The following is a 23394-nucleotide window of genomic DNA, read 5'->3' as shown; positions in this document are numbered from 1 at the left end:
CACGCGCCGAGTTTTGGTCGTCCGTTCATCTATGCGTTCCCGATGGCTCGCTTGGGCTGCTTACGGTGCCCGAAGTCCGTTCTACTCAGGAGTCACCGTGAGTCCGAAACCGCTCGCCCTGTTCGTCAAGCACGACGGTCAGTCGGCACGCGCCGCCCTGACCTGTGAATACAAGTGCGGCAACGCCTGCTTCCACGAGCCCCCGAACACCTCCGAGGGCGCCTACTTCGGTGACATCGTCAGCGGCCTCAACCGCCGTGGCCTGATCAAGGGCGGCGCTGCCGCGGTGCTGGCCGTCGGTGCCGCGAGCGCGCTGGCCGCCTGTGGTGACGACTCCGAGGCCGCGAACACCCCGGCCCCGACTCCGGCCGGAACCCCCGGCACCGGAACTGCTTTCACCGCCGTGGCGCCGAACAAGGAAGACGCGCTCACCATCCCGGAGGGCTACGACCAGCAGGTCGTGATCCGCTGGGGTGACCCGATCTTCGCCGACGCCCCGGCGTTCGACTTCGACAAGCAGACCGTCGCGGCGCAGCTGAAGCAGTTCGGCTACAACAACGACTTCGCCGCGCTGATGCCGATCGAGGGCCAGGCCAACAGCTACCTGCTCGTGGTCAACCACGAGTACACCACCGGCCCGATGATGTTCCGCGGGTACAACAAAGAAGCCCCGACCGACGAGCAGATCGCGATCACCAAGGCCGCCCACGGCATGGCCGTGGTCGAGCTCAAGGGCGAAGCGGGTTCCGGCAAGCTCACTCCCGTGTTCGGCAAGAACAACCGCCGCATCACCGCCGACACCGAGTTCCTGCTCACCGGCCCCGCCGCGGGTAGCGCGTTCACCGTCACCGGTGCCGACCCCTCGGGCAAGAAGGTGCTCGGCACCTTCGCCAACTGCGCCGGCGGCGTGACCCCTTGGGGCACTGTGCTTTCCGGTGAAGAGAACTTCAACGGCTACTTCGCCAACGGCGACAAGGCCTCTGACCCGCAGGGCCGCGTCAAGCGCTACGGCTTCCCCAAGGGCGGCACGCCGAACCAGTGGGAGCGCACCGACAAGCGTTTCGATCTGAGCCAGGAACCCAACGAGGCCAACCGTTTCGGTTACGTCGTCGAGGTCAACCCGTGGGATGCCTCCTCCACGCCGATCAAGCACTCGGCGATGGGCCGCCTCAAGCACGAGGGTGCGTCGATCTACGTCACCGACAAGGGCGACGTCGTCTCCTACACCGGTGACGACGAGAAGTTCGACTACATGTACAAGTTCGTGTCCTCGCGCAAGATCCAGTCGGGCACCGGCGCTGCCGCGATGCGGCACAACCTGACCATCCTCGACGCGGGCACCCTCTACGTCGCCAAGCTCACCGGCGACCACGCCGCCGAGATCGACGGCTCCGGCAAGGTCCCCACCGGCGGCTTCACCGGCAAGGGCAAGTGGATTCCGATCCTCGAGACCGGCGACGACGGCAAGGGCAAGTCCCTGGTCGACGGCATGACCGCCGCCGAGGTCGCGGTGTTCACCCGCCTGGCCGGTGACAAGGTCGGCGCCACCAAGATGGACCGTCCCGAGGACTTCGAGGCCAACCCGTTCACCGGCAAGGTCTATGTGGCGCTGACCAACAACGACAACCGCGCCAAGGACGACAAGCCGGGCGTCGACGAGGCCAACCCGCGCAAGCTGAACAAGAACGGCCAGGTCCTCGAGCTCACCGACAACCACACCGGCACCGACTTCACCTGGTCGCTGCTGCTGGTCTGCGGTGACCCCGCCGCCGCCGACACCTACTTCGCCGGCTTCGACAAGACCAAGGTCAGCCCGATCTCCTGCCCGGACAACCTGGCCTTCGACCCGTACGGCAACCTGTGGATCTCCACCGACGGCAACGCCCTCAAGACCAACGACGGCCTGTTCTCGGTGATCCTCGACGGCCCCAACCGCGGTGAGACCAAGCAGTTCCTCACCGTCCCCAAGGGCGCCGAGACCTGCGGCCCGATCGTCACCGAATCCCACGTCATCGTCGCTGTCCAGCACCCCGGCGAAGCCGATGACGCCACCCCCGACAACCCGCAGTCCCACTGGCCCGACGGCGGCACCTCCCAGCCACGTCCCGCCGTAGCGGTCGTCTGGAAGAAGAACGGCGGTCGTATCGGCGTCTAGCCGACCACCGATCCGCTGGCGGAACCGCTACTCGGCTGGGCGAGTAGCGGTTTCGTCGTCTGCGGGCCTGACCCCGTTGGGAGTAATCACAATCGGGGCCCACTTTCTGTAACGTGTGTCAGTTGCCTCGGTAGTCTGCTGCACATTGCCGCGACGAGGCGGCTGGATTGTGGGGGCAGTGGAATGCGCGCAGTGGTCAAACGGGTGGCGGTGGCACTCGGCGTGGTGATCGCGCTGACGGCGGCGGGGCCGGTAGCGGCGCAGCCGACCGAACCCGCGACGGGACCGTTGCCGGTGCCGTTCGATCTGGGGGCAGGCATCCTGCCCGCGGGCCTGTTCCCCGAGACGCCACCACCGGGGGCCAACGACTGGAATTGCCGGCCGAGCGCCGAGCACCCGAATCCGGTTGTACTGGGAAACTCCACGTCGACGTCACAGGCGATCGCGTTTCAGGCCGGTGCGCCCTACCTGAAGAACAACGGCTACTGCGTATTCACCTTCAACTACGGCAACCCGGCCTGGCTGCCCGGCAAGGTTCCGTTGCAGGCCCTCGGCGATATCCGGGCCTCGGCGCGCGAACTGGCCGTCATGGTCGACCGGGTGCTCGCGGCCACCGGCGCCGAGAAGGTAGACCTGGTCGGCCACTCCCAAGGCGGCGGCGTCATGCCGCTGTACTACCTCAACGTTCTCGGCGGGGACGCCAAGGTAGACAAGATGGTCGGCATCTCACCCAGCAACCACGGCACCACCCTGAGCTCGATCGCCTACCTGCGCAGTTTCATCCCACCGGTGGGCTGGTGGATCTACGACGGTCTCGGCGACATCGCACCCGCGCTGACCCAGCAGGCGATCGGTGACGAATTGTCCGCGGAGATCTACGGGTCCGGTGATACACGCCCAGGAGTCACCTACACCACGCTGGTCACCAAGTACGACCAGATCGTCACCCCGTACGACCAGCAGTACCTCGTCGGCCCGAACGTCACCAACATCACCCTTCAGGACGGGTGCCCGGCCGACCGATCAGAGCATCTGGCGACCATGTACAGCGAACGAGTGTGGCGTTTCGTACTCAACGCCCTCTCACCCGCCACGGCCACTCCCGTGCCATGCATCCCGGTCTCTCCGTTCTTCCCCGGCGTCCGTTGAGGCTCAGCTACTGCCGAACCAGCCCGACATGTTGGCGAAGTCGGCGAGGTCGCCCTGGGCTCCGCTGTAGATGTTGACGTCGGTGGCGCCGCCGATGCCGGGGACGGCGCCGCGGTCGGTGGTTTGCCAGAAGGTCCAGGTGGGCCAGTTGCCGGGGACTTCTGGCTTGTCGTTGCCGCTGTAGTCGGCGATCCAGAGCGGGTATCCGGTGAAAATGCTGGTGTCGGCCATCGCTGTCTTCCAGAAGTTCGGATACGTGTAGATGATCGGCGTGCGCCCGGTGAGGATTTGCAGGGCGTCGAGGTAGCGCTGGGTCCAGTCGATGAGGTCGGCGGGGGCGAGGCCGCCGGAGGTCTCCAGGTCGAGCACCGGTGGGAGGTCGAGGGGGCCGTTCTGGCCGAGGACCGTCGCCGCGTACATCGCGGCCTGCGGTTCGGGCGGCAGTTCGGGCCGGGCGAAATGGTAGGTGCCGCGCGCCACCCCGGCGGTGCGCATCAGGATGCTGTCCTGCACGAAGAACGGATTGACGTAGTGCAGGCCCTCGGTGGCCTTCACCATCGCGAACTGGTGTCCGGCCGCGCGCACCGCGTGCCAGTCGATCATCCGGCCGTCCACATGCTGCCAGGACGACACATCCGGCCCGCTGGGCTCCGCCTGCGCGGTGGCCGGTAGCGCGAAGACCAGGGCGACGAGCGCAACACAACCACGAACCGTCGAACTCCAGCGCTTGGTGTCCATGGTCGTCGACCGTAATGGCTTGTTGCTGGAGTGACCAGTGGTGTTGGTGGGTGTCTGTGAATAGTTACGGAAAGCCTGTCGGCCCGTGCCCGTATCTTGGTGCGGACATCGGCTGACAGGGAGTGGTGGGCATGGCGCGCAAGCGTGAGTTGCGGTTCGAGCCCGCGGTGGGCAAGCCGGGGGCTCTGCGCCCGGCGGTCTCGCCCGGCGACGACCCGATCGACGAACTGACCGTGACCGACGTCGAATATCGCGAAGCGGATTTCGCCGAGAGACACGTCTCCGGCGTGAGCGTCGAAGCCTGCCTGTTCGACAGCGTTCGATTTCCGAGCACCCTGCGCCACAGCACCATCGCCGAATCCACGCTGCGTGTCTGCGATCTGGCCAACGTGCAGGCCGACGACTCCTCGATGATCGAAACCCTGATCGAGCACGGTCGTCTCACCGGATTGTCGTGGACCGCGGGCGTTCTCCGCGACGTGCTGATCGATTCCACGCGCGCCGACCTGTCCTCCTTCGCCCAATCGCGGATGCGCACAGTGGTTTTCCGTGACTGCGACCTACGTCAAGCCGACTTCCAGAGCACCGAGTTCCGCAATGTCCGCTTCGAACGCTGCAACCTCGTCGGCGCCCGCTTCACCGGCGCCCGCATCCAGCAGAACCTCCGCTTCGAAGACTGCGACCTCACCGGCATCTACGGCATCACCGCGCTGCGCGGCGCCACCATCAACGGCGGCGATCCGGAAGGACTGGCGTCGACTCTCGCGCGCGAACTCGGCATCACCGTCGAATGGCAGGCCGCCATCGGCGAGGACTAGCCGAGCCAATCGAGAACCGAAGCGGCGGTCCAGGATTGCTGCATGCTGCCGAGCGGAGCGCCGGTGAACGGCTCGTAGTACTCGGCGAAGCTGCCGTCGCTGGCCTGGCGCAAACCTTCGGCCCGGAGCATGTAGGAGCGCTCGGCCCAGCCTCGGCGGGCGAAAGCCCAGGAGAACAGCCAGCTCATGACCGGCCAGACGGGGCCGCGCCAGTATTCGCGGGGGCGGAAGTCTCCGGAAACGGGGGAGGTCGATGGGGGCAGGGCGTAGCGGAGGTCGGGGTGCCCGCAGAAGCGCGGGCCCTCGAAGGTGTTGAGGAGGGCTCGCTCGGCGTGGCGGGACAGGCCGCCCGAGATCAGCGGCGCGAACATGGCCAGGGTCTCGGTGCTGATCCAGCGTTGCAGGCGGACGTCGTAATCCCTTGCCGCGCCGGTCCGTTCGTCGGTGGTGGCGACCACACCCGCGCGGAACCGTTCGGCCCAGCCGTGTAGCTCGCGGACGTCGGCGTGCGGTTGCTTGTATTCCTCGCCGATGTCGGCCAGCACCTCACAGGCCAGCGCGAAGATCGCCGAGACGAACACGTCCTCCACCGCGAAACTCATCACCGAGGTGAGCTGGAAATCGTCGTAGTTCGCGCGCCGCATCTGCTCGACCAGCCACAGGTAGCGGTCGTATTCGCGGTCACTCGGACGCTGGGTCGGGTCGGAGACGATCGAGGTGTCCGCGCGACGATACGGCGGAAGATCCTTCCCCGGAACAACATTGGCGTAGGCGCGGTCCCAGCGCGGCGAGTTGTCCATCCCGGATTCCCAGCCGTGGTACAGCGTCACCCGCCCGGTTTCCTTGGGGTCGCGGGCGTGCGCGAGCCAGCGGTGCCAGCGCACCAGATCCGGCCAGCGCCGGTTCAGGAATTCCTCGGCGACGGCGCGGGTGGAGCGGCCGTGCCTGCGGGAATGGTCGAGGATGCGCTGCACGGCGATGGCGTGCACCGGCGGCTGGGTGATGCCGGAGGTGTCGGGGCCGTCGGGTGCGTTCGCGGCCAGCTTGCGGCACTCCCAGCGCGCGGGCCCGGGAAAATACCCGTCGACACCGTTGGCGAAGACGATGTGCGGGATCATCCCGTTCTTCCACTGCGCCGACAGCAGCGTGTCGAGCTCGACCACGGCCCGCTCCACGCTCAACGGCGCCAGCCCGACAGCGACGAACGCCGCGTCCCAGCTCCACATGTGTGGGTAGAGGCGGGGTGCGGCGCTGGTCATCGTGCCCAGGTCGTTGCCGCGCAGGAGGTAGGCGGCGCGGGCCGCGAGCTGCGTCGGGGTGAAACCTGGGTCGGTCATCTATCTATTCTGCGGCTGGGCAGACCCGCTGGCATCTCGGCGGCACTGTGACGATCAGTACCCGGCTTGACGCGGCGTGTTCTGGGCGGCCGACCCGACCGAGCTGAGCATGGTGGTGATGCACAGGCCGACCACCAGGTTGATCACCGCGGTCGCGATCTTGGCGTCCAGGTCGGCGACCAGCGTGAACGGCAGAATCACCGCGACGGCGGTGAGGAGCAGGCAGATCCAGGTGAAGAAGGTGAGCGGGCTCGGCATGGCCAGCAGCAGCACCATCAGCAGGGCCGTCGCCAGCAGTGCGGCGCCCGCGGCCGCGATGGCGTAGGAGGTGGTGGAGACGGTGCCGTACGCGCCTGCGCCTTCCGGCGACAGGATCGCGATGCCGAGTACCCCGCGGATCAGCATGATCGCGACCACCACCAGCAACGCGGCGACAGCGGCCGTGCCGATACCGCCCGCCCACAGCTTGCCCACATTGACCTTGGGTTCCGGCTCGCCCTGGTGGGGATACTGCGGCTCACCCTGGCCGTGGGCGTACTGCGGCTGACCCGGGTGCTGGTGGTACTGCGGGTTGTCTGGTCCGTAGTTGTACCGGGGATCGGTCATAGTCCGACGGTACTAGTCGGTGCTGTCATCCGCTCGCGGAAACGGTCAGCCTGTCGAGATCTCCGTGCCCGCTAGCGTGGGACCCATGACGGTGACCAGTACTCCCGCCCCGACCGCTCTCATCACCGGCGCGAGCCGCGGACTCGGCGCCGCGATCGCCCGCGAGCTCGCGCCCACCCACGATCTGCTGCTGGGCGCCCGATCCGCCGATGCGCTGAAGCCGATTCTCACCGAGCTGCCCGACGCGACCGGCTGGCCCGTGCCGCTCACCGACTACCCCGCTGTGGCGGCGGCCGCCGAGCGGATCTCGCGGCTCGATGTCCTCGTTCACAACGCGGGTGTCGCCGATCTCGGTACGGTCGCGGAGTCCTCGGTCGAGCAGTGGCGCGAAACTCTCGAGGTCAATCTGATCGCCGTCGCCGAGCTGACGCGGGTGTTGCTGCCCGCGTTGCGCGCCGCGAACGGGCATGTGGTGCTGATCAATTCGGGTGCGGGTCTGCGCGCGCATCCTGGTTGGGGTTCCTACGCGGCGAGCAAATTCGGGCTGCGTGCCTTCGCTGACGCGCTGCGTCAAGAGGAGCCATCGCTGCGGGTGACCTCGCTGTTCCCCGGCCGCATCGACACCGATATGCAGCGCGCGATCGTTGCCGACGAGGGTCGCGAGTACCGGCCGGAGGAATTCCTCACCGCCGAGACGGTGGCCGGTGCCGTGCGAACCGCCCTCGACACACCGCGTGACGGGCATCCGACCGAGATCGTGCTGCGTCCCCGCTGAAAGAGACCATACGATTCGGTATGGTCGCCGATAACCGCGTCCATGGGGCCGACGCTGGAATTCGCACAGAGGTATCCGCTGGTTCAGGTGCTCGATGGATTCGGTGGGTACCGTCCCGCTGATTTGATCGTGCCCTGGCTCGCGGCGAGGTGCACCCGGTTTCGAGTAGGGGTTGGTAAGTGGACAGACGTCGAATGCTGGCGATGTTGGCCGCGGGTACCGCCGTGGCGCTGACCGGCTGCGCGACCGCCGAAGGCGAGGCCGTCGAGGCCGGGTCCGCCGGTGAGATCCCCACGCCGCCAACCGTTCCGGCCCCCGCACAGCCCCTGCTCCCGCCCCCGCCGGGCGGCCCGAAGTCGATCATTCCCCCGAAACCCATCACCGCGCTCCCGGGTCAGGGTCTTTCCATGGCACTGACCGTCGATGACGGAGCCAGCCCCGAAGTCGTTGGCGCCTACGTGAAATGGGCCAGGGACACCGGCGCCCGCTTCACCTTCTTCGTCACCGGCTACTACGAATCCTGGACCATCCACCGCGACGCGATGCGTCCGCTGGTCGACTCGGGCCAGATTCAGCTCGGCAACCACACCTGGGACCACGCCGCCTTGACCAAGATCGGCACCACGGAGGTCGCCGACCAGCTCAGCCGCACGAAAACCTTCCTGCGCAACAACTTCGGCGTCGACGGCACCCCGTTCTATCGCCCGCCGTTCGGCTATCACAACGCCACCGTCGACAAGGTGGCCGCCGACCTCGGCTACACCGTCCCCACCATGTGGTACGGCTCGCTCTCCGACTCAGGCCTCATCACCGAGGAATACCTGATCGAATGCGCCTACAAGTACTTCGCCGCCCAGTCGATCATCATCGGCCACGCCAATTTCCCCCCGGTCACCCACTGCTACGGCCAGCTCGTCGATATCATCAAGGAGCGCAACCTGTCACTGGTGACGTTGAACGACGTTCTCCAGGTGCGAGCCTGAGTCGAACCGGCGCACGCTCGGCAGTGTCCCCGGCGATGTGACCAGGGTCAGGGATCGTTCCGTTCGGCGGCGGAAGCGGCCATCGGCGCTGGCAGGAAGATTTTCAGTTTACTTAGAGCGAGTATCCTGCCAGCTGTGCCCCGCAGTGGATCGGCGCGGTCGGCGGATGATCGGCGGTGGCCCGACTTCATCGCGTTAGGCGTGTTGACCAGGGTTTTTCCACCCGATGTCGTCGACGCGGCGCTGATCGAGTGTGGTCGGGTCGAACGCCGCGATCGACTGCTGCCCGCGCGTTTTGTGGTCTACTACGTGCTCTCGCTGGCGCTGTTCGCTCCCTCCTCGTACGAGGAGGTGATGCGCAAGGTCACGGCGGGGCTCGAGTGGGCTTTGGGATGGCCACACCAGAGGGTGGTTCCGACGAAGGCCGCGCTGTTCCAGGCGCGTAAGCGCTTGGGCCCGGAACCGCTGCGTGTGCTGTTCGACAAGGTGGCGGTGCCACTGGCCGATCCCCGGTTTCCCGGGGGTTTCTACCGATCCTGGCGGCTGATGAGCGTTGATGGATCGACATTGGAACTGCCGGGTAGCGAGGCGAATGTCGAGCAGTTCGGTCCGCCGTCCTCCAGTGTGGGCCCGTCGTTGCCCCGGATGCGGGTCATCGGGTTGATCGAGTGCGGTTCACGCGCGGTCATCGACGTCGCGTTCGGGACCTGCGGGCAAAACGAGCAGACCCTCACCGAATCCCTCGTGCGATCACTTCGCCCAGGGATGCTGCTGATCGCCGATCACGCGCCGCTGTGCCGCCGTCTGTGCCGATCTTCCGGCGCGGACCTGCTGTGGCGAACGGATGCCGCGCTTCCGGTCGAAAAGTGGTGTTCCGACGGGTCTTTCGAATCGCGGGTGAATCCGGTGACGGGTGGATATACACAGGGCCGGGACGGGATCGCGGTGCGGGTCATCGAGTATTCGCCGGCCACGTCCGGAGCCGACACGGTCGGCGGCGGGGAGCGAACCGGCCGATTGCTGACCACCATTACCGATCCCACGGCCGCACCAGCGGACGAGCTGGTCGGAGTACACGCACAGCAGCGGGACGTCGAGACACTGTTCGGCGTGCTCGCGACCCATCGGCGGGGCGCGGGCGCGGTGCTGCGGTCGAAGTCGCCGGACGGCGTGATCCAGGAGCTCTACAGCTACCTGTGCGTGCATAACGCGGTTCGCAGCATGATGCAGTGGAGCGGCGTTCCGGGCTTGGTCACCGCCGACTCGTCACCACACCGGGTTAAGTAAACGATCCCGTCGAATTCTCCTGTTGCGCACGTCACACGTGACGTGTCACAGTTCCTTCGCTCAATCGTTACCGAAAGGTAACTGTGAATGTCGGAACTGGAGTTTTGCATGGTCAACTTTGTTCGCACGCAGATTGCTGCGGCTATCACGACGGCTGTTGCGGCCGGCCTCGCCCTGGTGGCGGCCGCCCCGGTCCAGGCGACACCGAGCCTCAGTCCGTATGTCGCGATGGGCGACAGCTACAGCGCGGGATCCGGCATCATCCCGCTCGACCCCACTGTCACCCCGGTGTGCGCGCGAACCACGCGCAACTACCCGAACCTCGTCGCGAAGTCTCTCGGCGTCGGCTCGTTCACCGACGTCACGTGTGGCGGCGCCAAGACCGAAGACTTCTACGGCAAGCAGTACCCGAGCCTGACCCCTCAGCTCGACGCCGTCACCGCCGACACCAAGCTCGTCACCTTGACCATCGGCGGCAACAACAACGACACCCTGATCAAGGTGATCTCCGCCTGTCTCAGCGCCGGAGCGGCGACACTCGGCTTCGGTAACCCCTGCGAGGACATCTACGGCACCAGGTTCGTCAACGACGTCCTGAACAAGACCTACCCCGAGGTGAAGAAGGCCCTCACCGACATCCGAGCCAAGGCGCCGTCCGCGAAGGTTGCCATCGTGGGGTATCCGCAGGTGATGCCGGCGGACAACACCAACTGCTTCGTGAAGATGTCGATCGCCAAGGGTGACGTCCCGTACATCAACAACATTCAGGCCACCGTCAACAGCGTCGTCAAGCGCGCCGCCGACGAGACGGGCGCCACCTTCGTCGACATGTCGAGCTCCATCGGCCACGACTCCTGCAAGCCCATCGGCACCCGCTGGGTCGAGCCGGCCGCGCTGGGCCTGAACTTCGTGCCGATCCATCCGAACGCGCTCGGCATGCAGAAGATGGCCGACCAGGTTCTGGCCGCGATCCGCTGACACCACGATAAGGGCGGTCCCTGCTGAGCCTCGGCGACCAGGGACCGCCTTCGTCGTTGCCGAGGGGCAACTGCCCTCGGCGCGAGCCGGAAGTCAGGGGACGATGTTGACCATCTTTCCCGGGACCACGATCACCTTGCGGGGTGCTTGACCCGCGAGCAGGGCGACAACCTTCTCGTCGGCCAGCGCCGCTGCCTCGATGGTGGCCGGATCGGCATCGGCGGGGACCTGGATGCGGCTGCGCACCTTGCCCTTCACCTGGATCGGGTATTCGACCGAATCCGCAACCAGCAGTGCGGGATCGGCGATCGGGAACGGGCCGTGCGCGAGGGAGGTGGTGTGGCCGAGGCGCTCCCACAGTTCCTCGGCGATGTGCGGCGCGAGCGGAGCCAGCATCAACACCAGGGGTTCCACGGCGGCGCGCGGGGCGCCGTCGGGGTAGTTCTTGGTGAGGTGGTTGGTCAGCTCGATCAGCTTGGCGCCCGCGGTGTTGTCGCGCAGGGCGGCCAGGTCTTCGTCGACACCGGCGATGGTGCGGTGCACCAGGCGCAGGGTTTCGTCCGACGGCGCAGCCTCGGTGGCCTTCACCGTGCCGGTCTCCTCGTCGACCACCAGACGCCACACGCGCTGCAGGAAGCGGTGCGCGCCGACGACATCCTTGGTCGCCCACGGGCGCGAGGTGTCCAGCGGACCCATCGACATCTCGTAGAAACGGAAGGTGTCGGCGCCGTACAGATCGCACATCTCGTCGGGCGAGATGGCGTTCTTCAGTGACTTGCCGATCTTGCCGTACTCCTGGAAGACCTCGATCTCGACACCATCGGCACCGGTCCAGAAGAACTTTGCATCACGCTCGACGATCTCGGCGGCGGGCACGTACGCGCCACGAGAGTCCGTGTACGCGTAAGCCTGCACCATGCCCTGGTTGTACAGGCGGCGGTAGGGCTCGCTGCCGGACACATCGCCCAGGTCGAAGAGCACTTTCTGCCAGAACCGCGCGTACAGCAGGTGCAGCACCGCGTGCTCCACACCACCGATGTACAGGTCGACACCGCCGGGGTCGTTCGGGCCGTGCTCGGCCGTGCGCGGGCCCAGCCAGTACTGCTCGTTCTCCTCGGCGCAGAACGTCTCGGCGTTGGTCGGGTCGGCGTAGCGCAGCTGGTACCAGGAGGAACCGGCCCAGTTGGGCATGACATTGGTGTCGCGGCGGTACTGCTTCGGCCCGTCGCCCAGGTCCAGTTCGACGTTCACCCAGTCGGTGGCCTTGGCCAGCGGCGGGGACGGCTCGGAGTTCGCGTCGTCGGCGTCGAAGGTGACCGGCGCGAAATCCTCCATCTCCGGAAGTTCCACGGGCAGCATGGATTCCGGCAGCGCGTGCGCCACACCGTCGGCGTCGTAGACGATCGGGAACGGCTCGCCCCAATACCGCTGACGCGCGAACAGCCAGTCGCGCAGCTTGTACTGGACGGTGCCTGTGCCGTGCCCCTCGGCTTCGAGGTGCCCGATCATGGTGGCCTTGGCCTCGTCGACCGAAAGTCCGTTCAGGAAACCAGAATTCACCAGTTCGCCGTCGCCGGAATGGACGGCTTCGCCGACGTCGCCGCCCGCGATCACCTCGATGATCGGCAGGCCGAGTGTGGTCGCGAAATCCCAGTCGCGGTGGTCGTGGCCGGGCACCGCCATGATGGCGCCGGTGCCGTAGCCGCTCAGCACGTAATCGGCGATGAAGATCGGCACCTGCGTGCCGTCGGCCGGGTTGGTGGCGTAGGAGCCGAGGAAGACGCCGGTCTTCTCCTTGTTCTCCTGACGTTCCAGATCCGACTTCGCCGCGATCGACTTGCGGTATGCGGCAACGGCTTCGGCCGGGGTGGCGCTGTCGTTGGTCCAGCGGGCGTCGGTGCCGGCGGGCCAGGCATCGGCGGTCAGCTTGTCGACCAGCTCGTGCTCGGGGGCCAGCACGACATAGGTCGCGCCGAACAGGGTGTCGGGTCGGGTGGTGAACACCTCGATGGTCTCGCCGTCGGCGTCGAACCGCACCTGGGCGCCGCGCGAACGCCCGATCCAGTTGCGTTGCATGGACTTCACGTTGTCCGGCCAGTCCAGCGTGTCCAGGTCGTCGACCAGACGATCGGAGTAGGAGGTGATGCGCATCATCCACTGCCACATGCGCTTACGGAACACGGGGAAGTTCCCGCGCTCGCTGCGTCCGTCGGTGGTGACCTCTTCGTTCGACAGCACCGTGCCCAACCCTGGGCACCAGTTCACGATCGAATCAGACTGGTAGACAAGGCGATACGAGTCGATCAGCGCACCGCGTCCGGCCGCCGACATGGTGTTCCAGTCGCCGTCGGGAACCGGACGCGCGCCCGTGGCGAACTGCTCTTCCAGCTCGGCGATGGGGCGGGCGCGCCCGGCTTCCTGGTCGTACCAGGCGTTGTAGATGCGCAGGAAGATCCACTGCGTCCACCGGTAGTACTCGGGGTCGGTCGTGGCGAACGAGCGCCGCGGGTCGTGGCCGAGGCCGAGGCGGTCCAGCTGACGCTGCATCGTCGCGATATTGGCCTCGGTGGTCACCCGTGGGTGCGCGCCGGTCTGCACGGCGTACTGCTCGGCGGGCAGGCCGAAGGCGTCGTAGCCGAGTGCGTGCAGCACGTTGCGGCCACGCATGCGGTGGTAGCGGCCGAACACGTCGGTGGCGATATAGCCGAGCGGGTGACCCACGTGCAGGCCCGCGCCCGAGGGGAACGGGAACATGTCCTGGATGAACAGCTTGTCGGTCGGCGTCTCGCCGGCGAGCGGCCCTACCGGGTTGGGCGCGTTGAAGGTGCCGCGCTCGGTCCAGTTCTGCTGCCAGCGGCGCTCGATCCGCCCAGCCAGCTCGGCGTTGTACCGGTGCTGAGGTACGTCAGTCTCGGTTGCACGAGTGTCCTGCACGGTCCTGCCTTCTTGTTCTCGCCGATCCCCGGTAAACATCGTCTAACAGCGTAGAACGTCGGTGCGAGGTGATTTCCCAAGGGCCGAGAACGTGCCGCCCGGTCCTGTGCGGCCCCGTCGGCGCGCACCGGCGGTGTGTGGCCGGTCACCCTGGGCGGGGAGCCCTGATTTCGGGTCTTTACGGGTGCGCTAGCCTGCATGAATGGTCGTCGTCGCTCTCCTGTTGTTCGCGCTGGCCGCGGTCGCCATCGTGACCGGCGTGCTCGGACTGCTCGGCAAACTGCCCCGCAACCGCTTCCTCGGTGTCACCACCGAAGCCGCGCTGCACAGCGACGACAATTTCCGCCTCGCTAACCGGATCGCCGCCCCCACCTCTGTCGGCGCGGGCGCCCTGCTGTTCGCCGGCGGGCTGGTCGTGCTGGTAGCCGGTGGCTTCGCGAGCCTCGGCGTAGCCGCACTGGTCGCGGTAATCGCGGTCTTCACCCTCGGCGCGGGCGCCAACGCCGCAGCCCGCACAGTAGAACCCCTGCTGCCCCCCGCGCCCGTCGGCGGCTGCGGCTCCTCCTGCGGCGGCTGCTCCCTCCGCGACACCTGCGCGCCCGCCAACTGACCTGGCGGAAGGCCCTGCGATCCCGTACAACGAAAGTACGGTCTGAGCAGGGGGAGTTCCTCATGATTTTCGGCGCGTCGTTTCTCGTCGGGTTGGTCGGTGTGATTGTCGCCGGCCATGCGTTGCCCGTCGGTCTCGCGATAGTGGGCATCGCGGTGGTGCTGCTGGTGACCGGTGCGGTTCTGCAAATACGCAATGCTCGTCGTCTGCGGTCCGGGTATCAGCGCCGGCGCTTCGATACCGGTGGGAAGGCAGGTCGGCGCGGGATCGACGACGCGGACTCGCTGAGTACCACCTACGACGGTGGGAATTCCGGGTCCGGCGGCGGTGGTGGTGGGGACTGACCGTCGGCATTCCGCTGCGGCACCCGTCGGGTAGCGGTGAGTGGTCGGCGGTGGCGGCAGGTCCTGCGCTCCGGTACAACTGAGGCAGGACCTTGATCGGGGGGAATCGTGAAGGTTGTCGGGGCGGGGCTTTTGATCGCATTGGTCGGGGCGATCACTACCAGCTATTCGGCGGTCGCGGGGATTGTCGTGCTCGTCATCGCGGCTGTTGTCTTCGCGGTCGGCGGGTTTCTCATCCTTCGTGATCCCGGAGGTTCACGGAAGTCGAAGCGGCGGTGGGGGGTTGGTACGTCTGCGGCCGGGGTCAGCTGGTTCGGTGACGGCGGCGGGCAACATCACGGTGGCGGCAGTGGGGGAAGCAGCGGAAGTGGTGGTAGTGGTTGCGGCGGGGGTGGCAGCGGCTGCGGGGGCGGCGGTTGTGGTGGTGGCGGCGGCGACTGATCGGCGCCGCGCTCTAGTAGGCAAATCGGTGTCGCCGGAATCGGCGATGCTCTTCTCGGGGGAGGAATCATGTTCTTTGTCGTGGCGTTCATCGTCGCTGTAGTCGGCCTATTGGTCGGCGGGGGTACGGGAGCCGTTCTACTGGCGACCACGATCGTGCTGGTGCTGTTCGGGCTCGTCATGCTCGGTGTCACACCGGAAGCCAAAACCGAACGACACGCGGCCGCCGTCCGCCGGGCGCGTCGGCGTGCTACGTCGGGGCAGGCGAAGAGATAAGAGGGGCGGATCGGCGGCTCGTTTGCGCTGAAAGCGTTGGGGTACACCGTAGTAACGACTGAATCGGGGGAATCATGAAGGTATTCGGTTCGGGGCTTGCCCTGTTGTTCATCGGCATATTCATCGGCGTCTTCGCGCCGGTGATCGGTGTGCTGACCGTGGCGGTCGCGTTGGGCTTCATCGGGACCGGTTGCGTCCAGCTCGCCCGCGGGTCCGGGAACACCGGCCCGTCCGGGCGCCGCAACCGGGGTTGGGGCGCGGGTGGGGCCGGTGCGGGCACTATCGGCGTCGGTGACAGCGGTAGCAGCTGCGGCGGTGGTGGCAGCAGTTGTGGCGGCGGCAGCAGCAGTGGTGGTTGTGGTGGCGGTGGTGGGGGCGGCGGCTGACAGGTCGGCCACAAGGGGATTGCAAGAACTCGCGGTTACGGTCGGCCTCGACAAGCTGATCGAGCGAGGAGGGGTCCCATGAGTATCGGCGACGTGATCGGAACGATTCTTGCGCTGCTTATCGGGTTGGTCGGAGTGGTCGGGATCGTGACGGTGCCGATCATGATCATCGTGGCGATTGTTCAGCAGGTGTCCGATCCGCAGGGCAGGCCGGAGCGGCGTGCCCGCATCGCCGCGAACAGGCGGGCCCGGGAGCTGGCTCGTGCTCGTCAGCGGAGATACAGCTCGGGGTCGACCAGCTGGAGTTCCGCTGACGGCGGCTGGTCCAGCGGCAGCAGCACTAGTGGCAGCTGGTCGGGTAGCTGCGACTCCGGGTCGAGCAGCAGCAGCTGTGGCGGTGGAAGCAGCAGCAGCAGCTGTGGCGGCGGCAGTAGTAGCAGTTGCGGCGGCGGCAGTAGCAGCTGCTGAACTGCGGGGATTGAACCGCGGAGGACCGGGACCTGGTGGAGGGATCCAGGTCCCGGTCGTGATGACCCGGCGGCAGGGCCGGGTCGGGTTCCGTTGCCGAACTGATTACCGCAGGTCGGCGAGGGCGGCGTGGACGGCGCGGCCCGCGACGGGGTCGCCGACCGCGATGCGGGCGCTACCGTCGGGGTAGGCCTTTGCCCTGATGCCGGCGCGGCGCAGGGCGGTGGCCACGCCGGGACCGGGCAGGTAGAGGAAGTTCGCGTAGCTGCGGGGCACCTCGATTCCGCAGGCACGCAATGTCATTCGCAGGAGCTCTCGTTCGTGGTTGATGTGGTCGATACGGTCGCGGAGTTCGGTGCCCGCGGCGTAGGCGGCGCGCACCGCGGCGATGGACGCGGTGGGGATGCCGAAGGGTAACTGCTGGTTGCGGATTCGTTCGATCAGCTTGCCGCGGCCCACGCAGTAGCCGATCCGCAGCCCGGCCAATCCGTACGCCTTGGAGAAGGTGCGAAGGATCAGCAGATTCGGGTGCTGGTGCAGCAGGGTGTGGATGTCGAGACGGTCTGCCGGATCGAGGAATTCGACGTAGGCCTCGTCGAGCAGGACCGGCACTCGGCGGGGGATCGCGGCGAGGAAGGATCGGACCGCCGCCGCGTCGAGGACGGTCCCGGTGGGGTTGTGCGGGCGGCACAGCACGACCAGGCCGGTGCGCCGGTTCACCGAGCGGCGCATGGCGGTCAGGTCCTGATTGCCGCCGGTGTCGAGCGGGACCGGGACCAGCGTCATCCCGGCCATGTCGGCCATGATCGGGTACCCGTCGAAAGTCGGTGTACTGGTGAGGAGTTCACCGCTGCCGAGCGCCCGCATCACCTGCATCGCGACCCCGGTGGCCCCCGCGCCGACCACCACGTCGTCGGGCGAGACCCCGAGATGATCGGCGATGACCCGCGGCAGTTCCTCCGGAAGGAACTCCGGATACCGGTTGGCCTGGGTCAGCGCGATATTCACCGCCTCCAGAATGGAAGGCAGTGGCGGGAAGGGGTTCTCGCTGAGACCGAGGTCGAACAGCGTGGGTGTCGCCGTGGTGTGGAACCGGCGGGAAGGGATGGTCGGTTCCACCAGCCGCACAGTCATCGCGCGGCGCCCCAGCGAATAGCCGCCGCACCGGCGAAATCGCCCGCGTGCGCGAACGCCGACAGCAGCACCACCGAACCGTTGCGCAACCGGCCTGCCCGGTTCTCCGCGTCGAGCGTCACGGGAATGCCCGCGGCGAACAGGTTTCCGCACTGATCGAAGGTATCGGGATGACGTTCGGCGGGCAGTTCCAGCGCGTCGTGCCAGTTGCGCAGGAACAGCCGATTCGGCTGGTTGGTGATGAAGGTATCGATATCTTTGCTCTTCACCCCGATCCGCGCGCACACCGCAAGCGCCACCTCGGGCACGAGCCGGTTGCCGCGCGCGAATACCTTGGTGATCTTGGATTCGGAGAAGCTCACGCAGCCCTGGCCCTCGCCCGGCTCCCAGTACTTGCGCGGACCATTCGTGGTGAAGTCCATATCACCGGCGAATTCGGGATAGGTCCGGGTTTCGATATCGAGGATCGGACCCGAATCATCCTTGCGCAGCAGGCCGATTCCGCACCCGTCACCGGGCACCGGCGCCTGTGCCAGTTTCCGGATGTCGGGCTGGGTGAACACCGGTCCCGCGCAATTCTGCGCGGCGACGATCAGCGCGGTCTTCGCGTCGCTGGTGGCCATCATCATCCGGGCCATCGCCATCATCTGGACGAACGCCGCGCAACCGCTGTTGTGCACGTCGAGCACCTGCGACGGTTTAGCGCCGAGCCTGCGAGCCAGTTCGGGCCCGGCGCCGAGCACCGGATTATCGGGCAGCTGGGTGTGGGTGATGATGATGTCGATCTCGGCGGCGAGGTCGGCGCCGTGGCGTTCGCGCAGCACGGCGAAGGCCTGCTCGGCCATGTCGACGGCGGTTTCGTCGCGGCCGATGTGGTGGCGGCCGGTCGGCGAACGGAACATCACGTTCTTCGCCATCCGCTCCGAACGCGAGAACTGGGTGAAATAGTCGGTCGGGACGGGGTCACCGGGCAGATAGCTCGCGACATCGACCAGACTCACCTGCGGCATATTCACTGCATCCACTCCGGCTTGATCGGCAGCCCATTGGCCGCGCGGTACTCACAGATGGCTTTGAGGTTGTCCAGCTCGAGCTGGTGTCCGGCGGAGAACATTTCCCAGAAATCGCCGACCCAGACCGGGCGCTTCGGCGGAGCTGTTTCGGGATAGCCGTTCTCGTCGTAGAAGGGGTGTTTGCAGTTGACCCACGTCACCACCGAACCGGGCTTGTTGAACACCACCTTGGCGTCGATCACCCGCATCAGATAGATCATCCAGAGGTGCTCGGACTGGTCCCACGCGCAGTGATAGTCGACGGTCATCGCGTCGGGATGGGCGACGGTGCGGGTGAAACATTTGGTCGTGTCACCGAGGCGGTCGTAGGACAGCCACAGTCCGGGCTCGTCGGTTTCGACGAATCCGCGCAGGCTGTAGGTCCACTCCTCCAGCGAGCGAGTGTCGGCGAGGTATTCGTAGACCTCGCGCGGCGGTGCGGCGATGTAGGTCTGCACGGGGCAGTAATCGCCGAAGATCTGGTCGTGCGGATACACCGAACGCAGCATGTCCATGATGATCGGCGTGGTGGTCTCCCGGTCGGAGTTCTCGATTCGGATGACGCCGGGCACCACCTCCTCGGGGATGTCGGACAGGGCAGGCAGGGCGCTGGTGGTCACGGGGTGCTCCTGGATGATTCGAGGGCGGACAAGAAGGGCAGAAACGGCGGGACTTCGTCCGGGTCACAGAGGATTTCGAGAAACGAGGGTCCGGTGGCGGCGAAGCTGTGGTCCAGTGCGTCGGACAACCGGTGGGCGTCGGAGACGGTGCGGGCGGGCAGCCCGGGGAACATGGCCGCGATGCCCGCCCCCAGATGGGACGGTTGAAAGCGGTTGAAGCTGTATCGATCCTGGTAGTAGAGCTGTTCGCGGGTAACGCACATGGCGTGCGCGTTGTTGTTGAACACCACGAAGGTGATGGGCAGGTCGTGTTCGATCGCAGTGTGCATCTCCATGCCGTGCATGAAGAACGAGCCGTCACCCGCGATGACGACGGTGCGGTGCGGGCCGTCGGGCGCGGCGCGGCGGGCGAACGCGGAACCGATGCCCGCGCCGAAGGCGTAACCCATTCCGCCCATCCCGAGTGCGACCGTGAAACGTCCGCGCTCGGGTACCCGTAGGTAATGCACCACCGACGCGCCGGTGTTACCCGCGTCGGCGAAAACATCGGCGCCGTCGGGCAGCGCGCGCTGGATCGCCTCGACGACGGTGCGATAGCGCAGGCCGGGCCCCGCGGCTTCGGGGACGGTCATCGCGGTGAGCTCGGTGGCGTGCGCGCTCGTGCCCGGCGTCGCGCCGAGGCCTGCCAGCAGTGCGGTGATGGTTTCAGCGAGATCCGCGCTGGTGGCGTGGGTTGTCGCCAGGTAGGGCGGTAGTGCGCCGACGCTGAGTACCGGCAGATCGGCGAGGGCGGCATCGAGGCCGGCGCGGGCGGTGATCGGCAGGCGGGTGCCGATCAGCAGACAGGCGCTCGCCGCCGCCAGAGCCTCGACCAGCTCGGCATGGCCCATGCTGCCCGCGACACCGCAGTAGCCGGGGCCGGTGTTGGAATACACGTCCTTGGCATCGGGGGCGACGCCGATGGAGGCGTCGAGCGCGGCCACCAGTTCGGCGAGTTCGGCGCGGGCATTGTCGCGAGCGATCTGATCACCGGCGATGATCACCACCTTTCCGATGCGGCGGGCGTCGGCGAGTTCTGCCGCGATGGTGGGCGCGGAAATGCCGGGTGCAAGGCAGTCTCGGCCTGCCTCGGCGGTCGACACGACTGGCATGTCCGGCATCGACTGTTGCTGAACATCTTTCGGAATCAGTAGCACGGCGGGCCCACCACCCTCGGCCGCGGCGATCGCCGCCTCGAGCTGGGCGGGTAGCTCGGCCGGGTCGGTCACGCGGGCGCAGTACCGGCTCACCGTGGCGAACAGTGCTGCCGCATCGATGGATTCGGCCAGGCCGCTCGAATCCTGAAATGCGCCTGCCCCTTCGAGGCTGGTGGGAGCTTGTCCGATCAAGGCCAGCACCGGTACCCGCGAGGCGAACGATTCAGCAAGTCCAGCAACGAGATTCATGGCCCCACCGCCCGAAGTGGCGGCGACGACCCCCATCCCGCCGGTGCTGCGCGCGTACCCGTCAGCCATCGTGGCCGCGGAGAACTCGTGCTTGGCGACGATTCCGGCAGGCGAACCGCCCGCGTCGAAGATCGCGTCGTACAGGTCCTCGATATTGGCGCCGTCGACGCCGAAGATCTGGGTGATTCCCCGGTCGGCTACCGTTCGTACCAGGTAGTCGACCACTCTGTCCGGCATCGGCCCTCCTTCTCCGCGACGAAATGTGACGCCGTTGTGCACCGCGTCTGCCTGGACTACGAGGCGGGCCGAGGGGGAGTTCAGAGGGTGGGCGAAAACTAACCCTTGTGTGTACGTACACATATACGTATAGTGAGTTCATGCCCAACAAGACGATCTACGTATCCGACGACGATCTCCCCGTGTTCCAGCGGGCTCAGGAGCTCGTCGGCGGCAACCTCTCCAGCACCGTGGTCAGCGCGCTGCGCAGGCTCATCGAGCTGGAAGAAGGTCGCGAGGCCGGCTTCGAGGAGGTCGTCTTGCAGGTGGGTCGCGACGGTGTTCGGCAGGTGCGCTTCCTCGGCTCCCTGCTGGGCGAATGGCGCGACATCGGCGACGGGGAGGTGGTGGACCAGAAGGTCTATCGCAGCCGCAAGGGCAAGCTGGTGCTCCATACGCACATCGCGCGGTGGGAGGACTACCCGACCGGCGAGGCCGCCGGTGACATGAAGGACTGGAAGTACTGGCGCCGGATGTTCGGCATCGGTGACCGGCCCTGGGACTGGGGCGATTACGAATACGAGATTCTCGACGACCTGAAGGCACTGAAGGGGCGCATCCCCGACAAGCTGTTCCGCAAGGTCGAAGACATCGTCGCGCACCCGCAGATCGAGGAACTCGACATCTAACTCCTCGACCACAACCACACACCGAACACCCGAACCGCAGCCCCTGGGGGCTGTGTCGATAACTCATGCACATATTCGCAGTAATGAATGCAATCCTGTGGAAAGGGACGATCATGGTCAACTCGGCCATCACCGCACGCGGCCTGCACAAGGCCTACGGCGACAAAACAGTTCTCGACGGCATCGACATCACCGTCGCCGAGGGCACCGTCTTCTCCCTGCTCGGCCCCAACGGCGCGGGCAAGACCACCACCGTGCAGATCCTCACCACACTGATCGCAGGCGACTCGGGGGAGTGCGCCGTTGGCGGCCACGATGTGGTGACCGAGCGCGGCGCGGTGCGTGAGCTGATCGGCGTCACCGGGCAGTTCGCCGCGGTCGACGAGCTGCTGACCGGCCGGGAGAACCTGCACATGATGGGCGACCTGAACCATCTACCGCGCCGCGAAACCCGCACTCTGGCAGACGAATTGCTCGAACGATTCGACCTGGTCGAGGCCGCCGACAAGCCCGCGAGCACCTACTCCGGCGGCATGACCCGCAGGCTCGATCTGGCGATGACGCTGGTCGGCAATCCGCGGGTGATCTTCCTCGACGAACCGACCACCGGCCTCGACCCGCGCAGCCGCCGCTCCATCTGGGAGATCATCCGCGGCCTGGTCGACGATCTCGGCGTCACCGTCTTCCTCACCACCCAGTACCTCGAGGAGGCCGACCACCTGGCCGATCGCATCGCGGTACTCGACAACGGCCGGATCGTCGCCGAAGGCACCGCGGCGGAACTGAAACGGCTGATCCCGGGCGGCCACATCCGCATCGACTTCACCGATCAGCCCGACGTGGCAGCCGCCCAGCGCGCGTTCGGCTCGACGGCGAAGGTCGTCGAGGGCACCGACGGGCTGACCCTCGCCGTGCCGAGCGACGGCGGCGTGCGTTCCCTGCGCGCCGTGCTCGACCTACTCGATGCCGAAAACATCGAAGCGGGCGGCATTTCCGTGCACACCCCGAATCTCGACGACGTCTTCCTCACCCTCACCGGCATGAGCGGTCAGCGGCCGGAGGCGGAAGCGGAGCGTGACCACGCAGGCCGCCCGAGCATGCCCAATGTCAACAGCCGCGCCACCATCGAGCAGGAGTCACTGCGATGACCACTCTGACCAAGTCCAAGTCCTACGCCTTCGCCGACACGATGACGATGTTGCGGCGCAACATGATTCACGTCAAGCGCTACCCGAGCATGACGTTCAGCATCATCATCATGCCGATCGTGCTGATGCTGGTGTTCAAGTACGTCTTCGGCGGGGCGCTCGAGAAGTCCTCGGGCGGTAGCTATATCGACTATCTGGCACCGGGCATGATGTTGCTGTTGCCCGCCTATCTCACGGTGTCGGTAGCGGTCTCGATCGCCACCGACGCGAGCAAGGGGATCGTGAATCGCTTTCGGGTGATGGCGATTTCGCAGTCCTCGGTGCTCACCGGGCACGTGCTCGGGGCGCTCATCCAGGCGATGGCGGGTGTTGTCGCGATGACCGCCGTCGCGATGCTGGTCGGCTTCCGGCCGAACGCGAACGTCGTCGAGTGGGTCGGCGCGTTCGGGCTGCTCGCACTGGTGACGTTCGCCTTCACCTGGCTGGCCATCGCGCTCGGCCTGCTCTCGCCCACCCCCGAAAGTGCCAGCAACGCACCATTTCCCATCGTGCTGCTGCCCTTCCTCGGCAGTGGCCTCGTCGCCACCGACACGATGCCGGTCGGGATGCGCCAGTTCGCCGAGTACCAGCCCTTCACGCCCATCACCGAGACGCTGCGTGGGCTGCTGATGGGCACCGAGATCGGCGCCAACGGCTGGATCTCGCTGGTCTGGTGCGCGGTCATCGCGGGCGGCGGCTTCCTGTGGTCGAAGTCGATCTTCGGCAAGCAAGCGAAGTAGCCTGTCGCGGCGGCCCGGGCGCCGGG

At 66.7% G+C, this 23394-nt stretch carries 23 protein-coding genes; 15 read left to right on the top strand and 8 right to left on the bottom strand.

The window, feature by feature from the left end; genetic code table 11:
- The first annotated feature begins 97 nt into the window (after positions 1 to 97).
- Positions 98 to 2155: a PhoX family protein gene (locus ACFWPX_RS09165; protein ID WP_378926995.1), complete on the top strand. Its 2058-nt coding sequence runs from the start codon at positions 98 to 100 to the stop codon at positions 2153 to 2155.
- Positions 2156 to 2338: 183 nt separating this feature from the next.
- Complete coding sequence (locus ACFWPX_RS09160; RefSeq protein ID WP_378926994.1) at positions 2339 to 3304, top strand: esterase/lipase family protein; 966 nt, start codon at positions 2339 to 2341, stop codon at positions 3302 to 3304.
- Between the two features lie 3 nt (positions 3305 to 3307).
- Here the strand turns inward: ACFWPX_RS09160 and ACFWPX_RS09155 are convergent, their stop codons facing one another.
- On the bottom strand, positions 3308 to 4042 hold the full coding sequence (locus tag ACFWPX_RS09155; protein ID WP_378926993.1) for a glycoside hydrolase family 25 protein: 735 nt from the start codon (positions 4040 to 4042) through the stop codon (positions 3308 to 3310).
- 131 nt (positions 4043 to 4173) lie between these two features.
- On the opposite strand from ACFWPX_RS09155, the gene ACFWPX_RS09150 reads away from it, so the two are divergent.
- On the top strand, positions 4174 to 4860 hold the full coding sequence (locus ACFWPX_RS09150; RefSeq protein ID WP_378926992.1) for a pentapeptide repeat-containing protein: 687 nt from the start codon (positions 4174 to 4176) through the stop codon (positions 4858 to 4860).
- Here the strand turns inward: ACFWPX_RS09150 and ACFWPX_RS09145 are convergent.
- Both ACFWPX_RS09145 and ACFWPX_RS09140 read right to left on the bottom strand, forming a co-directional pair.
- Complete coding sequence (locus ACFWPX_RS09145) at positions 4857 to 6197, bottom strand: amylo-alpha-1,6-glucosidase (RefSeq protein ID WP_378926991.1); 1341 nt, start codon at positions 6195 to 6197, stop codon at positions 4857 to 4859. The two genes, ACFWPX_RS09150 and ACFWPX_RS09145, sit on opposite strands and share 4 nt — an antisense overlap.
- A gap of 54 nt (positions 6198 to 6251) precedes the next feature.
- Positions 6252 to 6803, bottom strand: a complete 552-nt coding sequence (locus ACFWPX_RS09140) for a DUF6069 family protein (protein ID WP_378916158.1) — start codon at positions 6801 to 6803, stop codon at positions 6252 to 6254.
- An 85-nt stretch (positions 6804 to 6888) separates the two neighbouring features.
- Between ACFWPX_RS09140 and ACFWPX_RS09135 the strand changes: the two genes are divergently transcribed.
- The 4 genes from ACFWPX_RS09135 (at position 6889) to ACFWPX_RS09120 (ending at position 10826) form a co-directional block, all read left to right on the top strand.
- Positions 6889 to 7578 (top strand): SDR family oxidoreductase, encoded by a 690-nt coding sequence (locus ACFWPX_RS09135; RefSeq protein WP_378926990.1) that lies wholly within the window; start codon positions 6889 to 6891, stop codon positions 7576 to 7578.
- 194 nt (positions 7579 to 7772) lie between these two features.
- The gene (locus ACFWPX_RS09130) at positions 7773 to 8561 is read left to right on the top strand and encodes a polysaccharide deacetylase family protein (protein ID WP_378927206.1); all 789 of its coding nucleotides are present in this window, start codon (positions 7773 to 7775) and stop codon (positions 8559 to 8561) included.
- Between the two features lie 135 nt (positions 8562 to 8696).
- Positions 8697 to 9848, top strand: coding sequence for an IS4 family transposase (locus ACFWPX_RS09125; RefSeq protein ID WP_378926988.1), 1152 nt, complete (start codon positions 8697 to 8699; stop codon positions 9846 to 9848).
- 108 nt (positions 9849 to 9956) lie between these two features.
- The gene (locus ACFWPX_RS09120; protein WP_378926987.1) at positions 9957 to 10826 is read left to right on the top strand and encodes an SGNH/GDSL hydrolase family protein; all 870 of its coding nucleotides are present in this window, start codon (positions 9957 to 9959) and stop codon (positions 10824 to 10826) included.
- A gap of 93 nt (positions 10827 to 10919) precedes the next feature.
- Here the strand turns inward: ACFWPX_RS09120 and leuS are convergent, their stop codons facing one another.
- Positions 10920 to 13760, bottom strand: a complete 2841-nt coding sequence (leuS, locus tag ACFWPX_RS09115) for a leucine--tRNA ligase (protein ID WP_378926986.1) — start codon at positions 13758 to 13760, stop codon at positions 10920 to 10922.
- Positions 13761 to 13962: 202 nt separating this feature from the next.
- Here leuS and ACFWPX_RS09110 point away from each other — a divergent pair, with 202 nt between their 5' ends.
- The 5 genes from ACFWPX_RS09110 to ACFWPX_RS09090 all read left to right on the top strand — a co-directional run bounded on the left by ACFWPX_RS09110 (position 13963) and on the right by ACFWPX_RS09090 (position 16285).
- A complete protein-coding gene (locus ACFWPX_RS09110) occupies positions 13963 to 14370 on the top strand; it encodes an SdpI family protein (protein WP_378926985.1) in 408 nt (135 codons plus the stop codon).
- Positions 14371 to 14432: 62 nt separating this feature from the next.
- Positions 14433 to 14714, top strand: a complete 282-nt coding sequence (locus ACFWPX_RS09105; protein WP_378926984.1) for a hypothetical protein — start codon at positions 14433 to 14435, stop codon at positions 14712 to 14714.
- A gap of 510 nt (positions 14715 to 15224) precedes the next feature.
- Entirely contained in the window at positions 15225 to 15431 is a 207-nt protein-coding gene (locus ACFWPX_RS09100; protein WP_378926983.1) for a hypothetical protein, read from the top strand.
- Positions 15432 to 15505: 74 nt separating this feature from the next.
- Positions 15506 to 15817, top strand: coding sequence for a hypothetical protein (locus tag ACFWPX_RS09095; RefSeq protein WP_378926982.1), 312 nt, complete (start codon positions 15506 to 15508; stop codon positions 15815 to 15817).
- Between the two features lie 78 nt (positions 15818 to 15895).
- Complete coding sequence (locus tag ACFWPX_RS09090) at positions 15896 to 16285, top strand: hypothetical protein (RefSeq protein ID WP_378926980.1); 390 nt, start codon at positions 15896 to 15898, stop codon at positions 16283 to 16285.
- A gap of 105 nt (positions 16286 to 16390) precedes the next feature.
- Here the strand turns inward: ACFWPX_RS09090 and ACFWPX_RS09085 are convergent, their stop codons facing one another.
- Genes ACFWPX_RS09085 through ACFWPX_RS09070 form a run of 4 tightly spaced genes read right to left on the bottom strand, consistent with a single transcriptional unit; the run spans position 16391 to position 20773 of the window.
- Positions 16391 to 17404, bottom strand: coding sequence for a pyridoxal phosphate-dependent aminotransferase (locus ACFWPX_RS09085; protein WP_378926979.1), 1014 nt, complete (start codon positions 17402 to 17404; stop codon positions 16391 to 16393).
- 11 nt (positions 17405 to 17415) lie between these two features.
- Positions 17416 to 18429, bottom strand: a complete 1014-nt coding sequence (locus ACFWPX_RS09080) for a 3-oxoacyl-ACP synthase III family protein (RefSeq protein ID WP_378927205.1) — start codon at positions 18427 to 18429, stop codon at positions 17416 to 17418.
- A gap of 2 nt (positions 18430 to 18431) precedes the next feature.
- The gene (locus ACFWPX_RS09075) at positions 18432 to 19091 is read right to left on the bottom strand and encodes an SRPBCC family protein (RefSeq protein WP_378916189.1); all 660 of its coding nucleotides are present in this window, start codon (positions 19089 to 19091) and stop codon (positions 18432 to 18434) included.
- Positions 19088 to 20773 carry a thiamine pyrophosphate-binding protein gene (locus ACFWPX_RS09070; protein ID WP_378926978.1) on the bottom strand — a complete coding sequence of 562 codons (1686 nt, stop codon included), beginning with the start codon at positions 20771 to 20773 and terminating at the stop codon, positions 19088 to 19090. Before ACFWPX_RS09070 ends, ACFWPX_RS09075 begins: the two co-directional genes overlap by 4 nt.
- A gap of 140 nt (positions 20774 to 20913) precedes the next feature.
- Here ACFWPX_RS09070 and ACFWPX_RS09065 point away from each other — a divergent pair, with 140 nt between their 5' ends.
- The 3 genes from ACFWPX_RS09065 (at position 20914) to ACFWPX_RS09055 (ending at position 23368) form a co-directional block, all read left to right on the top strand.
- Complete coding sequence (locus ACFWPX_RS09065) at positions 20914 to 21441, top strand: EXLDI protein (RefSeq protein ID WP_378916194.1); 528 nt, start codon at positions 20914 to 20916, stop codon at positions 21439 to 21441.
- 83 nt (positions 21442 to 21524) lie between these two features.
- Positions 21525 to 22589 (top strand): ATP-binding cassette domain-containing protein, encoded by a 1065-nt coding sequence (locus ACFWPX_RS09060; RefSeq protein WP_378926976.1) that lies wholly within the window; start codon positions 21525 to 21527, stop codon positions 22587 to 22589.
- Positions 22586 to 23368, top strand: a complete 783-nt coding sequence (locus tag ACFWPX_RS09055) for an ABC transporter permease (protein ID WP_378926974.1) — start codon at positions 22586 to 22588, stop codon at positions 23366 to 23368. The genes ACFWPX_RS09060 and ACFWPX_RS09055 overlap by 4 nt, the downstream gene beginning before the upstream one ends.
- Positions 23369 to 23394: the final 26 nt, after the last annotated feature.

Origin of the sequence: Nocardia sp. NPDC058518 (genome assembly GCF_042719655.1) — a bacterium.
GTDB lineage: Bacteria > Actinomycetota > Actinomycetes > Mycobacteriales > Mycobacteriaceae > Nocardia.
This window is presented reverse-complemented; position numbering and strand designations above follow the sequence as displayed.

Coding starts and splice junctions, on each gene's coding strand:
- ACFWPX_RS09120 (WP_378926987.1), top strand. CDS start 9,957: ATGGTCAACTTTGTTCGCACGCAGATTGCTGCGGCTATCACGACGGCT.
- ACFWPX_RS09155 (WP_378926993.1), bottom strand. CDS start 4,042: ATGGACACCAAGCGCTGGAGTTCGACGGTTCGTGGTTGTGTTGCGCTC.
- ACFWPX_RS09140 (WP_378916158.1), bottom strand. CDS start 6,803: ATGACCGATCCCCGGTACAACTACGGACCAGACAACCCGCAGTACCAC.
- ACFWPX_RS09070 (WP_378926978.1), bottom strand. CDS start 20,773: ATGCCGGACAGAGTGGTCGACTACCTGGTACGAACGGTAGCCGACCGG.
- ACFWPX_RS09095 (WP_378926982.1), top strand. CDS start 15,506: ATGAAGGTATTCGGTTCGGGGCTTGCCCTGTTGTTCATCGGCATATTC.
- ACFWPX_RS09060 (WP_378926976.1), top strand. CDS start 21,525: ATGAATGCAATCCTGTGGAAAGGGACGATCATGGTCAACTCGGCCATC.
- ACFWPX_RS09135 (WP_378926990.1), top strand. CDS start 6,889: ATGACGGTGACCAGTACTCCCGCCCCGACCGCTCTCATCACCGGCGCG.
- ACFWPX_RS09100 (WP_378926983.1), top strand. CDS start 15,225: ATGTTCTTTGTCGTGGCGTTCATCGTCGCTGTAGTCGGCCTATTGGTC.
- ACFWPX_RS09160 (WP_378926994.1), top strand. CDS start 2,339: ATGCGCGCAGTGGTCAAACGGGTGGCGGTGGCACTCGGCGTGGTGATC.
- ACFWPX_RS09090 (WP_378926980.1), top strand. CDS start 15,896: ATGAGTATCGGCGACGTGATCGGAACGATTCTTGCGCTGCTTATCGGG.
- ACFWPX_RS09110 (WP_378926985.1), top strand. CDS start 13,963: ATGGTCGTCGTCGCTCTCCTGTTGTTCGCGCTGGCCGCGGTCGCCATC.
- ACFWPX_RS09145 (WP_378926991.1), bottom strand. CDS start 6,197: ATGACCGACCCAGGTTTCACCCCGACGCAGCTCGCGGCCCGCGCCGCC.
- ACFWPX_RS09130 (WP_378927206.1), top strand. CDS start 7,773: ATGCTGGCGATGTTGGCCGCGGGTACCGCCGTGGCGCTGACCGGCTGC.
- ACFWPX_RS09150 (WP_378926992.1), top strand. CDS start 4,174: ATGGCGCGCAAGCGTGAGTTGCGGTTCGAGCCCGCGGTGGGCAAGCCG.
- ACFWPX_RS09065 (WP_378916194.1), top strand. CDS start 20,914: ATGCCCAACAAGACGATCTACGTATCCGACGACGATCTCCCCGTGTTC.
- ACFWPX_RS09080 (WP_378927205.1), bottom strand. CDS start 18,429: ATGCCGCAGGTGAGTCTGGTCGATGTCGCGAGCTATCTGCCCGGTGAC.
- ACFWPX_RS09055 (WP_378926974.1), top strand. CDS start 22,586: ATGACCACTCTGACCAAGTCCAAGTCCTACGCCTTCGCCGACACGATG.
- ACFWPX_RS09105 (WP_378926984.1), top strand. CDS start 14,433: ATGATTTTCGGCGCGTCGTTTCTCGTCGGGTTGGTCGGTGTGATTGTC.